This is a genomic window from Variovorax paradoxus, assembly GCF_902712855.1.
Lineage (GTDB): Bacteria > Pseudomonadota > Gammaproteobacteria > Burkholderiales > Burkholderiaceae_C > Variovorax > Variovorax paradoxus_Q.
This window is the reverse complement of sequence record NZ_LR743507.1, coordinates 1,386,781-1,401,998: the sequence shown is the minus strand read 5'-3', so window position 1 is coordinate 1,401,998 and position 15,218 is coordinate 1,386,781. Positions and strand designations below refer to the sequence as shown.

The following is a 15,218-nucleotide window of genomic DNA, read 5'->3' as shown; positions in this document are numbered from 1 at the left end:
CAGCGCTGAACAATGACATGGGTTGTCACAAGCACTTGAAGAAACCGTTCTAAGCTGCAGTTGTTGTTTGGAATTTTTCTTTGGAGTTCAAGCTGGCCATGTCTCTCTCGCCAACCGCCGACTCGCGTTCCCTGCGCGCCGCGCGCCATGCCCGCGCCGCCCTGAGCCGGGCCTCCCGCCGTGCCGTCGTCGCCGCCGCAGTGGCGCTGGGCGCCACCTTCCTCATGGGCACCAATGCCGCCGCCGCCCCTGCAGTGGGCCAGCAGGCGCCCGATTTCGTCGCCGTCGACACCACCGGCGCCCAGCACAAGCTTTCAGACTTCGCCGGCAAGTTCGTGGTGCTCGAGTGGACCAACCCCGGCTGTCCCTTCGTGCGCAAGCACTACGGCAGCGGCAACATGCCCGCCACCCAGAAGGCAGCGACCGACAAGGGCGTCGTGTGGCTGGCCATCAATTCCACTGAGCGCGCAGCCACCGACTACCTGAAGGCCGACGCGCTCGACGCCTGGATGAAGTCGCAGAAGGCCGCGCCCACCGCCGTGCTCATGGACGAGGACGGAGTGATCGGCCAGGTCTACGGCGCGCGCACCACGCCGCACATCTTCATCATCGATCCCAAGGGCACGCTCGTGTATGCGGGCGGCATCGACAGCATCGCCTCGGCGCGGGTCGACGACATCAAGACCGCCACCAACTACGTGAACCAGGCACTGGGCGAGGCCTTCGGCGGCAAGCCGATATCGACGGCCAGCACGCGGCCCTACGGCTGCTCGATCAAATACAAGACGTAGTTCCCGCCGCAGGCTTCGCGCACTGCGCGTCGCTTCCCCGACCCGCTGCCGGGCGCTGCACCGGCAGCCCCGGCAGGGCCGGCTCTGCGGCGCTCCCCGAAAGACGCAACGACAGCTACCTGACTCGCCGCGTCAGCCAGCGGTCGGGGAGCCCGGCCTACCCTTGGCGGCACACATCGCTCAAGGGGACACCAGATGAACCACGCGCCCATCGACGCGCAACCGGGCGCCGCCGCGTCCGCCTCCAAGTTCGCCACCGTCCTGCGCGTGACCGGCGGCAACTTCATGGAGATGTTCGACTTCTTCCTGTTCGGCTTCTACGCCACGCAGATCTCGAAGGCGTTCTTTCCCGCGGGCAACGAGTTCGCCTCGCTGATGCTCACGTTCATGACCTTCGGCGCCGGCTTCCTGATGCGGCCGCTGGGGGCGATCTTTCTCGGCGCGTATGTCGACCGCGTCGGCCGCCGCAAGGGCCTGATCGTCACGCTCGCACTGATGGCCGTGGGCACGCTGCTCATCGCCTGCGTGCCGTCTTACGCCACCATCGGCTTCGCCGCGCCGCTGCTGGTGCTGATCGGGCGCCTGCTGCAGGGCTTCTCGGCCGGCGTGGAGCTGGGGGGCGTGTCGGTCTACCTGTCGGAGATGGCCACTCCGGGCCGCAAGGGCTTCTACGTGAGCTGGCAGTCGGCCAGCCAGCAGGTGGCCATCGTGGTGGCGGCCGCGCTCGGCTACTGGCTCAACGTGAGCTTCACCCCGCAGGAGATCGGCGACTTCTACTGGCGCGTGCCCTTCTTCGTGGGCTGCCTGATCGTGCCGGTGCTGTTCGTCATCCGCCGCTCGCTGCAGGAGACCGAGGAGTTCATGGCGCGCAAGCACCGCCCCGACGCACGAGAGATCTTCCGGTCGACGGTGGCCAACTGGGGCCTGGTGGTGGCCGGGATGATGCTGGTGTCGATGACCACCGTGTCGTTCTACCTGATCACCGTCTACACGCCGACCTTCGGCAAGGCCGTGCTGCACCTGAGCACCACCGACGCGCTCGTCGTCACGCTGTGCGTGGCCATCTCCAACTTCATCTGGCTGCCGGTGATGGGTGCGCTGTCGGACCGCGTGGGCCGCAAACCGCTGCTCATCCTGTTCACGGTGCTGACCATCCTCACCGCGTACCCGTCGCTCAAGTGGCTGGTCGGCGCGCCGAGCTTCGCGCGCATGCTCGAGGTGGAGCTGTGGCTGTCGTTCCTCTATGCGAGCTACAACGGCGCGATGGTGGTGGCGCTGACCGAAGTGATGCCGGTGAACGTGCGCACGGCCGGTTTCTCGCTCGCGTACAGCCTGGCCACGGCGCTGTTCGGCGGCTTCACGCCGGCCGTGGCGACCGGGCTGATCGAGATGACCGGCGACAAGGGTGCACCGGGGTTGTGGATGACGGCAGCCGCCGTCTGCGGGCTGATTGCCACGCTGGTGCTGTACCGGCGCAACGTGAGCCCCGCGGACGCGGGACGCGTGCCGGTGGTCTGAACGCGGGGCCGGCGCAACGCCCCGGGTGTGGCGCCTTTCACGGATCGGTCAGGGCACTGGCGGCCGCCCCCTTCGAACGTGACCATTGTTAGCAGTGTGAGCCAGGCAGTCCTCGCAAACTGCCGCGACCTCTTGTCCCGCCAAGGAAGTCGCCGATGCCGCGCACGCTGTCTGTTTCGTCTCCCGCCATTCCTGTCGTTCGCGAATGTCCCGCATTGGAGCCCGTGCGGCTGTCGGGCCATGAGGCACTGAACGCCCTCTTCGAATACGAGCTGCTGCTCAAGACGCCCGATGCATCGAACCTCGATGCGTCGATGGCCGCGAACTTCGATCTCGATGCGTTCGTCGGCCGCGAGGCCTGCTGCGAGATCGCCCTGGACGACGGCGCCTCGGGCGTGCGCCAGATCAACGCGCTCATCACCGATGCGGCCCTCTGGGGCGAGGAAGGCCGCCACGTCCAGTACAAGCTCACGCTGCGGCCCTGGCTGCACCTGGCCACGCTGCGCACCGACTGCAGGATCTTCCAGGACCGGACGGTCGTGCAGATCCTCGACGCGCTGCTCGCGGACTACGCATTCCCGGTGGACAAGCGCCTGGTCGAGACCTACCCCGCACGCGACTACCAGACCCAGTTCAACGAGAGCGACTTCGCCTTCTTCAGCCGGCTGTGCCAGGAGTGGGGCATCAGCTACCACTTCGAGCATTCGCACGGCAGGCACCGCCTGGTGCTGTGCGATGCGATAGGGGCCTACGGGCAGGCAGACAGTGCGGCTTACAGGGAGGTCGAGTACCACGCCCCGGGCTGGAAGCTCGATGCGGAGTACATCCACAGCTTCGTGCCCGCGAGCCATCTCGCGAGCGGGCGGTATGCGACACGGGACTACGACTACACCCGGCCGCGGGCCGACCTGGGTGCGAGCCGGAAGGACCCCCGCCCCACGGGCCATGCCGATGCCGAGGTCTACGAATGGCATGCGGAGGCCGGCGGCAGCCACTACGCCCAGCCCGGCGCTGGCAATGCAGCCACCCGCGACCCTCGCAGCGAAGGCAGCCTGCTGGCCCTGCTGCGCATGCAGGCCCTTCGAACCCACGGTGCCAGGGCCGAGGCCAGCGGCAACCTCCGGGGCATGGTGCCCGGGCGCACCTTCAGGCTGAACAGGCATCCTCGCGAGAAGGCCAACACCGAATACCTCGTGCTGGACACCCGCTTCCTCATCGAAGACATCGGCGAGAACAGCCAGCCCCGCGAAGCCTCCGGCAGAAAGCAGCAATGGCGGGTCGAGGTCGACTTCACCGCGCATCCAGTCACCGAGCCGCTTCGCCCCGCCCTGACGCAGCGCAAGCCCCGTTGCGACGGCCCGCAGGTCGCGCGGGTCGTCGGCCCCGAAGGACAGAACCTCTGGACCGACGCGCTCGGGCGCATCAAGGTGCAGTTTCCCTGGGACCGCATCGGCGGCAGCGATGCGCACAGCAGCTGCTGGCTGCGCGTGAGCTCACCCTGGGCGGGTAACCAGCTGGGCGGCATCCACCTGCCGCGCATCGGCCAGGAGGTCGTCGTCAGCTTCATCGGTGGCGATGCGGACCTGCCGATCTGCACGGGGCGCGTGCACAACCAGGTCAACATGCCGCCATGGGCGCTGCCCGGCCAAGGCGCGCTGAGCGGCTTCCGGTCCAGGGAACTCACGAGCGAAGGCGGCAACGCCGCGATGGGGCGCAGCAATCACCTGATCCTCGACGACACGGAAGGCGGGATCCAGGCGCAGCTCAGGAGCGATCACCGGCACAGCCAGCTCAGCCTCGGCGCGATCACGCGGATCGAGGACAACGCCGGGCGCAGGGACCCGAGAGGCGAAGGCTTCGAACTGCGCACGGACGGCCACGGCGTGCTGAGGGCGCGAGACGGGATGCTCATCAGCGCCGAAGCGAGGAGCCATGCGGCAAACCACGCCAAGGACATGGGAGAAACCGTCGCCCGCCTGACGTCGGCACAGGACCAGCATGAAGCGCTGGCCGAAGCTGCGCAGGTGCACAGGGCACAGGACAGGGGAGCGGATCAGGACGAGGTTCAGAAATCGCTCGCTGCCCAGAACGACGCGATCCAAGGCAAGGGCCGACCCTTCCCCGAACTGGACGAGCCCCATTTGGTGCTCGCAAGCCCGGCGGGCATCGAGGCGTCGACGCCCGGCAGCATCCACCTGCACACGGGCAAGCACGCGGCTATCACCAGCCAGGGCCACGTCTCCATCAGCGCCGCGAAGCGCTGGCTCGCAAGCGCCGCCGACGGCATCAGGGCCTTCACGCACAGGCAGGGCATCAGGCTCGTCGCGAGCGAAGGTCCGATCGAAGTCCAGGCGCACAAGGACGAGCTGGTGCTGGTCGCGCACAAGGACCTCGTGATGAAAAGCGTCGAGGGCGAGCTGCACATCACCGCGAGCAAGAAGGTCGTGATCATCGGCGGCGGCAGCTACACCGAGTGGAGTGCGCTGGGCATCAGGCATGGCACCGCGGGCACCTGGCAGGAGCACGCCGCGCTGCATGCGCAGGTCGGGCCGGCGAGCCGGCCGGTTCCCACCGTGTCGTTCGACACACCCAACGCCTTGCCACCGCACGGCAGGTTTCGTTTCTCCGCCTGAGGGCTTTCGAATGATCATCAGCCCTCCCTTTCTCTCGTTGGCCGAGATTCCTGTCTACGATGACACATGCATCCGCAATGTCATGCCCGGCGGCATCGTCGGCAGCGGCGCATACCCCGTGAGCCAGGCCATGGCGTGGCATGGCGGCATCCACATTCATGCCCCCACGAACACCGAACCCGTGCGTGCCATCGCCGATGGCGTCGTCATCTTCAGGCGTGACGGTGCCGTCGCGGGCAAGGCCGGCAGCGGCATCGCCCGCTACGACAACGAAGATCATTCGACGGGCTGCGTCGTGATCCGCCACACGACGGAAATCGGCGCCCAGGGAACCACACCGGTCACCGTCGTGTACTACTCCATCACCCAGCACCTGCGGCACGACGCCGGCCTGCCGGCCGTCGGCAGCCCGATCCACCGCAAGGACCGCCTGGGGTTGGCGGGCTTCATTCACGGACAGGGCGACCGCATCCACCTGGAGATCGTCGCGGGCGATGCGGACGTCCGGAATCTCGTGGGGCGAAGCACGGGCAACCTCGACCTGAGCCGCGACGGTCGAAGCGATGCGGTCTTCGGAAACCTCCATGTGCTCGTGCCTGCAAGAAGCCCGTACTACAGCGTGCAGCCCGTCGGCGTACCTCCTGCGCCCGCTGGATATTCGGGGGCGGATGACCTGATCATCGAAATTCAGTATGCCGGCGATGCCATCGTGACAACGTGTCTGCTTGATGGCAAGGAGGTCGGCCGCGTCGTCGAGGCGAATGCCGAATACAACCTGTATCTCGAGGCTGGGGTACGTCACCAGCGCGCGCCAACCGGTTCAAGCCCCAGCGGATGGATCGAGTTGTTGCGCTTTGGACGCAATTTGGGTGTTGATCCGCTCCCACCTTATGCACCTCACTGGAGAAAAGCAATCCTGCCCGGCCAGCCCGGTGGGGTTTGGATCGATCTGAACTCGTCAGTCTCGCTGAAGTTCAGCGACGCAGACTTTCCTCATTGGCGAGGATGGAAACTGATCGATGACGACATTGGCGACGACGACAGCCGCTGCGACTCCAGGTTGATCGACAAAATTCTTGCCCCACCACCGCAGGCGAATGCCCCAGCAAGCGCAACGGCAGAACCAATGCCTAAGGTCCGGGCAGTTGAACGCATGCGAAATCTTTGCGATCCAGTTGTCCAGGAGAACCTGGCCAAGACCATCTGCAAGTTCCCGACGGAATGGGCCAGGAGCGAGGTGCGGACCCGCTGGCTATGGACACGAAAGACTGGCAATCCCTATATGCCGTATCCCTTGGAGGATGAAACCGACTTCACCGAGATGACAGACTTTGCGCAAAAGCTTTGCTTCTGGGAAGAACTGCCCGATGAGGACAAGGCGAGGTTGACCATCAAGCACTGGCACTTTCATCCGCGCGAGTTCATCAGGCAATTCAGAAAGTGTGCCTGGCTCAGCGAGAAGGAGTTCAAGCAACTGCTTCCACAAAATGCCATGCGGCTTGACAGGAAACGCGGCCTGCTTTGGGAACCGATTCGGCTCAACGGTGCAAGAAACACCATCATCGCCAATCACCGGCATCCGTTAAACGTTGCAATGCGCAAGTGGGGAATCGACAACCCCTTGCGAAGAGCAACATTCTTCGGCAACTCAGTACAGGAAACACAGTGGTGGGCCCTTCTGGGAGAAGCTGCGGGTTCGACGCTCTGGTATGCACCTTGGTACGGACGCGGCTTCCTGCAGCTAACCAATCCGGGCAACTACATCGACTACTGGAGGTATCGGGGACGCTCCGTCCCAGAGCCCTTGCGGGCCGCTCTCGTGTCGGCATACCAGGCAGTCGCGGGCACATCTGTCGCAGCTCGCAGCAACGCAGGCCTTCAGGATGCTTGCTTTACGGCACTCACTCAGGAAATGCTGGGTTGGCGCTCAAACGTCGAGGCAGGCTCGGCGCCCGGTTCGCAAACAGCGGAAGACAACCTCGCGCCATCCGACAGCGCAGGCTACTACTGGGCCAAGAACAATATGTCCCGGGAAGCCGATGCCGCCCACGTGCTGACGCGAGTTCCGATTCAAACCGACCAAGGCGCCAAGGCGTACTACCGCAGTCCTACGTTCTGGAGAGCGTCGGCTGCAATCAACCTGCCAGGTGCAATGAACAGAACGAACTACACGGGCATCAACGGATTCGATGCCCGATGCATCGCCTACGGCTACGCATTGGCAGTGCTGACAGAAGCGAAATTCGAGGATTCGACAGGCCATGTCGCGCTTGAGTTTCCGGATACCAACGTGCCAAGAAGGTAGCGGATGAAACGCCGGCCATGCGAACGATCTGTTCGGCGGATACGCCTTACGGTCAGGTTGCTCCTTCTCACTTTTTCCGCGCTCTCGATGGCGAGCACGGCCGCAGCTCAGCCTGTGGTATTTCATGAGGTCGATGCCGGACCCGGTTGCAGGATCCGGATTGCAGGACTGCCTGACGGCAGCAGCACTGCCTCCTCCGCTCACCACGCAAATCCATTGGACGGCCTGAAGTTAAGCTGCATTTCAAGCGAAGACAGCCGCGTCGGGTTCTACGGCATCGCGACAGTGCAGCCATACACCAAGCGGTGGGTCCTGGATTGGAGTCGAATATTCGAAAATGCGGAAACCTCAAGTGCGCAACGTTGGCTTGACCGCTGGTACCACGCACAGTACAAGCTGATCCAACTGGCGACCCGCAACGCGGACGGCTTTGCCATCGTCGATCGCACACAAACGGACGACGGCTACATCCCGAGCGAGTCCGCCAGGAGCGCGCAAGGCAGGGGCCCCATCCTCTTGTCGTTTTGCGTCGTCCATCCGCCAACGGCCCTTTGCGGCGAGGGACTCATGGGCAAGAAGCAGGACGGTCCCAGAGGCGATCGCACCGCCCGTACGCTCGACGCTCTTCGCAGCATCGAGTTCGTGGACTGAGCTGCGGCCGGCGCCAAGATACGCGTGGACCGTGCTCGGGCTCGCTGAGGATGAGTGCGTCGCTCGTGCTGTCTTGGCATCGCGGCCTCATCACGATTGCCAATGGCGAGGCTGATGACCTGGGCACTCTGCGATCAGCCCGCCGCCTCCCCGCCGCGCCGACCGCTGCGTCCGGAAACAGCCCGCCGGACACACCCCTGCGACAATCGCGCGATGCCCTTCGCCCCCTGAAAACGACACCTTCCTGCGAGCCTGCTGGCGCCAGGCCACCGATCACACGCCCGTCTGGCTGATGCGACAGGCCGGCCGCTACCTTCCTGAATACGTGGCCACCCGCGCCAATGCCGGAAGCTTCATGGGGCTGGCGACCAACACCGACTACGCCACCGAGGTCACGCTGCAGCCGCTCGCGCGCTACCCCCTCGACGCGGCGATCCTGTTTTCCGACATCCTGACCGTGCCGGACGCGATGGGCCTGGGCCTGTCGTTCGAAGCCGGTGAAGGCCCGCGCTTTGCACGTCCGGTGCGCGACGAAGCGGCCGTGGCGGCGCTGGAAATCCCGGACATGCAGAAGCTGCGATACGTGTTCGACGCGGTGGCCTCGATCCGCAAGGCGCTCGACGGCCGCGTGCCGCTGATCGGCTTCTCCGGCAGCCCATGGACGCTGGCCTGCTACATGGTCGAGGGCGCAGGCTCCAGCGACTACCGGCTGGTGAAGAGCATGCTGTACGGCCGCCCTGACCTCATGCACCGCGTGCTCGCGGTGAATGCCGACTCGGTGGCCGCGTACCTCAACGCGCAGATCGACGCCGGCGCACAGGCCGTGATGATCTTCGACAGCTGGGGCGGCGTGCTGGCCGATGGCGCATTCCAGGAATTCAGCCTCGCCTACACGGCCCGCGTGCTGGCAGGCCTGAAGCGCAACGGCGCCGACGGCCAGCCGGTGCCGCGCATCGTGTTCACCAAGGGCGGCGGGCTGTGGCTCGACGCCATGCGCGCACTCGACTGCGAGGTGCTCGGCGTCGACTGGACCGTGAACCTGGCATCGGCACGCAGACAGGTCGCCGAGGGCACCGACGGCAAGGCGAAAGCGCTGCAGGGCAACATCGACCCGAACGTGCTGTTCGCGCCGCCCGCGCAGATCGAGGCCGAAGTCGCCAAGGTGCTGCAGGCCTTCGGCGCGCCGCACGCCGACCGCACGACGTCGGGGCCAACCCACATCTTCAACCTGGGCCACGGCATCAGCCAGTTCACGCCGCCCGACCATGTGGCGGCGCTGGTGCAGGCGGTGCACGACCGTTCGCGCGCGATGCGCACCGCGCGCAGCTGATTCAAAACTGTCACCTGCAGCGGGCTGGCGGGCGCCGGCCGGGCGCCGCGCGCCGCCGCCGAAAAACCGGTCCTCGGCGGTTTGTCAAGTGCAAAAACGGTATATCGGTCCCGACTTATGCACAAAACACGTGCTGCACTGCGCAAGATTGTCAAGGCCACCGCCTCGTTTGCTCACAAAGCAATAGCGCCGCTAAGTCGTTGATTTATATAGGATTTGAACTTTGCTTTTTTTCCGGGCATTTCAGCGGAAGCCTTGATTTTCAAGGCTTCGCGGCCTGCGAGGCCCGCTTGTCAACAAAGTTATCCACAGAAACTCTGGATCGATTTCAAAGCTCTGGAAAATCAACGACTTAAGTGGCCTTGCTCCAAGTCGCATTAACAACCCTTGCCAAGAAGGTCAACCATTTCCACCGCCGCCCTTCCCCTCGACGAGCCGTCCCAGCCGACGAACGGTCGTCCGCCGGCGCTTCCCTGGCGTCTCGACATCGCGGTGCAGACGCCCGCGCATGCCGCGTTGGGCGACCTGCTGAGCTACGCCAGCGCCGAGCCGATGCCGCCCGGCACGTTGGTGCGGGTGCCGCTCGGCAAGCGCGAGGTGCTGGGCGTGGTGTGGAACGAGCCTGTGTCGCTGGAGGGCGCCGAGCCCGACATGGCCCTCAGGCCCGTGGGGTCCGCGCTGGATGCGCTCGACCCGCTCGGCGAGGCCTGGCGCAACCTCGTGGCCTTTGCCGCGCGCTATTACCAGCGCTCGATCGGCGAGATCGCGCTGGCCGCGCTGCCGCCGCAGTTGCGCGACCTGACGACCACCCAACTGGCTCGCCGGCTCAAGCGCAGGACGACGGCGGGGCCGGTGGCCGAGACCGCCGAATCGTCGAACCTGATAGCACTCAGCGCAGAGCAAACGGCGGCGTTGGCGCGGATCGACGCTGAAACCGGCACCTTCCTGCTGGTCGGCAGCACCGGCAGCGGCAAGACCGAGGTGTACCTGCGCTGCGTGGCCGACCTGCTGGCGCGCGATCCCGACGCCCAGGCGCTGGTGATGGTGCCCGAGATCAACCTCACGCCGCAGCTCGAGGCCCGCTTCAAGGCCCGGTTCGGCGACGAGGCGGTGGTGTCGCTGCACAGCGGCATGACCAACCCGCAGCGGCTGGCGAGCTGGCTGGCGGCGCACGGCGGCGCAGCGCGCATCGTGCTGGGCACCCGCATGGCGGTGTTCGCGTCGATCCCGGCGCTGAAGCTGATCGTGGTCGACGAGGAACACGACCCGAGCTACAAGCAGCAGGAAGGCGCCCGTTATTCCGCGCGCGACCTCGCCGTGTGGCGCGGCCAGCGCGAAAAGGCCAAGGTGATCCTCGGCTCCGCCACGCCGTCGCTCGAGAGCTGGCACCAGAGCCGGCCCGCCGAGGGCGAAGACCCGGGCGGGCGCTACGTGCGGCTGGCCATGCCGTCGCGCATCGGTGCGGGCGAACTGCCGGCGGTGCGCCTGGTCGACATGAACCTGCAGCCGCCCAAGACCGTGATTTCGGGCGCGCTGCTCGATGCCATCGGCCAGCGCATCGCGCGCGGCGAGCAGAGCATGATCTTCCTGAACCGGCGCGGCTATGCGCCAGTGCTGGCCTGCGGCGACTGCGGCTGGAAGAGCGAGTGCCCGCACTGCAGCGCCTACCGCGTGTTCCACAAGATCGACCGCACCTTGCGCTGCCACCATTGCGGTTTCACGGAACGCGTGCCGCGCGCCTGTCCCGCCTGCGGCAACCCCGACATCGCGCCCGTGGGCCGCGGCACCGAGCGGCTGGAGGAACACCTGGCCGAACTCTTCGCCACGGTGAAGCACCCGGACGGCAGCCCGGTGCGCATCGCGCGCATCGATGCCGACAGCACGAAGAAGCAGGGTGCGCTCGAGTCGCAGCTCGCGGCGGTGCACGCTGGCGAGGTCGACGTGCTGGTCGGCACGCAGATGATCGCCAAGGGTCACGACTTCCGTCGCATCACGCTGGTGGCGGCGGTGAATCCCGACGGCGCGCTGTTCTCGAGCGACTTCCGCGCGCCCGAGCGCCTGTTCAGCCTGCTGATGCAATCGGCCGGCCGCGCGGGCCGCGACGCCGCCTACCTGGCGGCGCAAGGCGCCAAGGCCGAGATGTGGATCCAGACGCACCATGCGCAGCACCCGCTGTTCATGGCACTGCGCAAGCACGACTACGCCGCCTTCGCGCAGCAGCAGCTCGACGAGCGCCGTGCCGCGGCCATGCCGCCCTTCGCATTCCAGGCGCTGCTGCGCGCCGACGCCCGCGAGCAGTCGGTGGCGCAGGCCTTCCTGAACATCGCCGCCGACCAGGCCGAGGCGCTGCCCGGCGCCGACGTGGTAACGCGCTACCCCGCCGTGCCCCTGGCGATCCAGCGCGTGGCCAACGTCGAGCGCGCGCAGATGCTCATCGAAAGCCCCTCCCGCGCGGCCCTTCAGCGGCTGCTCGCAGGCTGGCAGCCGCTGCTGCACGAACTGCGACGCACGCCCGAGGGCAAGGGCGTGATCCGCTGGCTCGTCGACGTCGATCCGCACAGCATCTGAGCCGGTTGTCCTGCACGGCGGCGCGAAGAGGACGATCATGGTCCGCACCATGGAAATCCGTTCCGCCAGTTCCGCCAGGTTCGCTCGCACTTTTCATCGCACCGGCCTCGGCTGGCTGCTGGCCGTGGCTGCGGTGCTTGCGTCCTTCGCGGCGCTAGCGCAACAGCCGGCGCCATCGTCCGGCGATGCCGACGCGCTGCGCGCCAAGCTCGAGACCCTCAAGCCGCAGCTGGCGCGCAATGCGTTCAGGCGACCGCTGACGCTCGAATCGAGGGAAGCGGCAGACCGCCTGAGCGGCGATGTGTATGCGCTGGTCGACCATCCCTTCGCACGCGTGAGCGGCGCGCTGCGCGAGCCCGCCGCATGGTGCCAGGTGCTGATGCTGCACCTCAACACCAAGCACTGCGCCGTCACGAACGGCGGCGCAACGGTCGCGTTGGCGGTAGGCCGCAAGTTCGACCAGCCGCTGTCCGACGCGCAGAAGATCGATTTCGCATTCATGCTCTCGAAAGCCGAAGCGGACTACCTCGACGTGCGCCTGAGCGCGGCCACCGGCCCGCTGTCCACGCGCGACTACAGCATCAGGCTCGAGGCCACGCCGGCCGAGGGCGGCAAGACCGCCGTGCACCTGGGCTATGCCTACGCCTACGGCGTGGCCGCGCAAATCGCGATGAAGGGCTACCTGGCGACGCTGGGCAGCGACAAGGTCGGGTTCACTCGCAAGGACCAGGGCGAGGGTTACATCGGCGGCGTGCGCGGCGTGGTCGAGCGCAACACCATGCGGTACTACCTCGCGATCGACAGCTACCTCGATGCGCCCGCGCCGGGCCAGCTCGAGCAGCGCCTGGGCGCGTGGTTCGATGCCACCGAGCAGTACGCGCAGCAGCTGCACGAGATGGACCGCGCCGAATACATCACGATGAAGCGCCACGAATTCCAGCGCCTGCAGGAAAAGCCGGGCTCATGACCGGACCGGCCCGGAGCCGTGCCTCTACAGGACACCGCGATATCTATCAGTGGTAGCCCGTGGGCTCCTTGCCCATGTCGACATAGCGCAGTTCGTTGTGCCTTCGCCGCGCCACGCTCGCCGGCCAGGCGAACACCACGAGACTCAGCGCCCCGAGCGCTATCGCAGTGGCCGTGCCGAACTTGCCGGCTTGCCACAACCACCCGACTCCTGCGAGCCAGGTCACCCACACCAGGATGCGAACCAGAATTGCCATCGCGCGCCCCATTCACATCTTTGACTTGGGACTACTGTACCAGCGGTTCTGCAAACACAAGCATTCACCTGAAGTGGTAGCGGCCCCTATGCCGTACGGCCTGCCCGGCCTACCCGAAATTTTGTGAAAAAACAGTTGACGCATCCCCTGCCGCTGCACAAGCTGTAACGGCGCGAACTCGCCGCGGGTTTCGCGTTCCAAGCCTGCTCGCACGCCATCCTTCGGGTGCCGCGAGTCCAGCTTTGCAAAGGTCGCCATGAAACCGCCGTTCGTGTCTGGTTGGGTTCTGTCCGTCGCAGCAATGCTCTGCGCGGTCGCGGGCATTGCTGCCGTACCACCGGCTCGCGCGGCCGAGCTGGCGGTGCAAGGCAGCCGGCTGCTGGTCTCGGGCATGCTCGACGGCAGCGCCGTCAAGGAGTTCACCGAACAGCTTTCCAGCGGCACTGTGCACACGGTGGTTTTCGAGGATTCGTTCGGCGGCACCGCCGAGGCGGCGGGCGCCTACGCAGACGCCATTCGCGCGAGCGGCGTGCAGACCGAGGTGCGCGGCCAGTGCATGGCCGCCTGCGCCTATGCCTTCCTCGCGGGGCGGACGCACCGCTTCGGCTACGGCGGACAGGTCAACGGCATCCTGCTGCCGGTGGCGGCGCGACCCACGGCGGCCGAGCTCGCGGTGCGCTGGCGCGGCGACGAGGCGCACAAGACGCTGGCCGACTTCACACCCTCGCCCGGTTCCGCCTCCGGCGCGACGACGCTGGCCGCCGCCAAGCCGGCCGAAGCCGGCGCCGCGCCGGCATCCCGGGAACTGATGAAGGACAACTGGCAACCCGACCACGGCGTTCTCTTCACCGCGAGCCCGACGCTCTTCGGCCGCGTCTACAACACCTACTACTGCGACGGCACGCAGGGCCGCGACTTCTCCAAGTGCGAGCGCCTGCCCGACGCGGACCCCTACAAGCTCGGCGTGCTCACGCCCTGACCCAGCCGCGTCGCCGGCCCGGCCCGCTCACTTCAGCAGTCCCACCGCCAGCGGGAAGCTGAAGAAGGCCACCGCGGTCGTCCAGAGAATGATGCGGGCGATGCGCCCGTTGTCCGCGCCGAAGCGCTCGGCCAGCATCGACACGTTGCTCGCGCTGGGCAATGCGGCGACCAGCACGATCGTCGCCAGCGCGGCATGCGACAGCGCCAGCCCCGCCGCGATGGCGCCGAGCCCGAGGCCCCACACCAGCAGCGGATGCACAAGCAGCTTCACGGCCACCACCGGCAGCACGTCGGCCCAAGGCGCCCGGGGCGCAGCCTTCAAACCGGTGCCCATCGCCTGCGCCACCGCCTCGCTGGCGCCGTGCTCGCGCGCCAGCAGTGCCGAACGCGCCAGCACCGCGCCGATGGTGAAGAGCGCCACCGGCGAGGCGGCATCGGCCAGCATGGCGATGGTTTTTTCGATCGGGCCCGGCAGTGGCCAGCGCGCAGCCGACAGCAGCACGCCCAGCAGGATCGACCACGGCATCGGGTTCACCAGGATGCCGCGCAGCGCCTTGCGCGCCGCCAACGAGGCGCCCTGCCGCCCCGCGCCGGCGGCGCCGTCGAGCCGGGACAGCGCGATGCACAGCGACGAGGTCACCACCATGTCGAAGGCGATCGCGATGATCATCGGACCCGCGGCCTGCGCCCCGAGAATGGCCACCAGCAGCGGCACGCCCATGAAGCCGGTGTTCGGAAATGCGGCCACCAGCGCGCCGAAGGCGGCGTCGTTCCAGCCGACGCGCGCATTGCGCGTGAACATCACTACGCCCGCCACCACCGCCAGCGCGCACACGCCCCAGACCAGTGCGACGCTGCCGTCCAGCAGCTGGCCGATGGGCGTGCCCGCGCCGAAGCGCAGCAGCATGCACGGCAGCGCGAAATACAGCACGAAGGTATTGAGACCGGGAATCGCGTCCAGCGGGAGGATGCGCCCACGTGCGGCGGCGTACCCTGCGGCGATTAACGCGAAGAAAGGGAAGGTAACAAGGAATACAGGCAGCACCTGCCGATTGTCGTGTTTCCGGCAGGGTCTCGCCGAGGCGACCCGCCGGCCACGCAGGGGCTGCAGAAGCCGCATGGAGGGGTGCACGGCCTACATCGCCGGCTCGAGCCGTCCCCGTATCATTGCGCGCTTTCACGCTTTTTCGCCCGCGGTTCCGCGCGGCGACTTCCGGT

Annotated in this window: 11 protein-coding genes; 9 read left to right on the top strand and 2 right to left on the bottom strand. The window is 66.8% G+C overall.

The features are described from left to right. Nucleotides 1-98: 98 nt before the first annotated feature. The 8 genes from AACL56_RS06220 (at nucleotide 99) to AACL56_RS06185 (ending at nucleotide 12,763) form a co-directional block, all read left to right on the top strand. A complete protein-coding gene (locus tag AACL56_RS06220) occupies nucleotides 99-791 on the top strand; it encodes a thioredoxin family protein (RefSeq protein ID WP_339088950.1) in 693 nt (230 codons plus the stop codon). 195 nt (nucleotides 792-986) lie between these two features. Then, complete coding sequence (locus tag AACL56_RS06215; protein ID WP_339088949.1) at nucleotides 987-2,309, top strand: MFS transporter; 1,323 nt, start codon at nucleotides 987-989, stop codon at nucleotides 2,307-2,309. Between the two features lie 155 nt (nucleotides 2,310-2,464). Then, nucleotides 2,465-4,942, top strand: coding sequence for a type VI secretion system Vgr family protein (locus AACL56_RS06210; protein ID WP_339088948.1), 2,478 nt, complete (start codon nucleotides 2,465-2,467; stop codon nucleotides 4,940-4,942). Between the two features lie 10 nt (nucleotides 4,943-4,952). Then, complete coding sequence (locus AACL56_RS06205) at nucleotides 4,953-7,247, top strand: M23 family metallopeptidase (RefSeq protein ID WP_339088947.1); 2,295 nt, start codon at nucleotides 4,953-4,955, stop codon at nucleotides 7,245-7,247. A 216-nt stretch (nucleotides 7,248-7,463) separates the two neighbouring features. Further along, nucleotides 7,464-7,898: a hypothetical protein gene (locus AACL56_RS06200; RefSeq protein ID WP_339088946.1), complete on the top strand. Its 435-nt coding sequence runs from the start codon at nucleotides 7,464-7,466 to the stop codon at nucleotides 7,896-7,898. Between the two features lie 205 nt (nucleotides 7,899-8,103). Further along, complete coding sequence (gene hemE / locus AACL56_RS06195) at nucleotides 8,104-9,228, top strand: uroporphyrinogen decarboxylase (protein WP_339092809.1); 1,125 nt, start codon at nucleotides 8,104-8,106, stop codon at nucleotides 9,226-9,228. A gap of 492 nt (nucleotides 9,229-9,720) precedes the next feature. Continuing rightward, complete coding sequence (locus AACL56_RS06190; RefSeq protein WP_339092808.1) at nucleotides 9,721-11,796, top strand: primosomal protein N'; 2,076 nt, start codon at nucleotides 9,721-9,723, stop codon at nucleotides 11,794-11,796. 37 nt (nucleotides 11,797-11,833) lie between these two features. Continuing rightward, entirely contained in the window at nucleotides 11,834-12,763 is a 930-nt protein-coding gene (locus AACL56_RS06185; RefSeq protein ID WP_339088945.1) for a hypothetical protein, read from the top strand. 46 nt (nucleotides 12,764-12,809) lie between these two features. Here the strand turns inward: AACL56_RS06185 and AACL56_RS06180 are convergent, their stop codons facing one another. Continuing rightward, nucleotides 12,810-13,019 carry a hypothetical protein gene (locus tag AACL56_RS06180; RefSeq protein ID WP_339088944.1) on the bottom strand — a complete coding sequence of 70 codons (210 nt, stop codon included), beginning with the start codon at nucleotides 13,017-13,019 and terminating at the stop codon, nucleotides 12,810-12,812. 301 nt (nucleotides 13,020-13,320) lie between these two features. Here AACL56_RS06180 and AACL56_RS06175 point away from each other — a divergent pair, with 301 nt between their 5' ends. Further along, entirely contained in the window at nucleotides 13,321-13,998 is a 678-nt protein-coding gene (locus AACL56_RS06175) for a hypothetical protein (protein WP_339088943.1), read from the top strand. Nucleotides 13,999-14,025: 27 nt separating this feature from the next. On the opposite strand, the gene AACL56_RS06170 is transcribed toward AACL56_RS06175, so the two are convergent. Further along, entirely contained in the window at nucleotides 14,026-15,045 is a 1,020-nt protein-coding gene (locus AACL56_RS06170) for an AEC family transporter (RefSeq protein ID WP_339088942.1), read from the bottom strand. Nucleotides 15,046-15,218 lie beyond the last annotated feature (173 nt).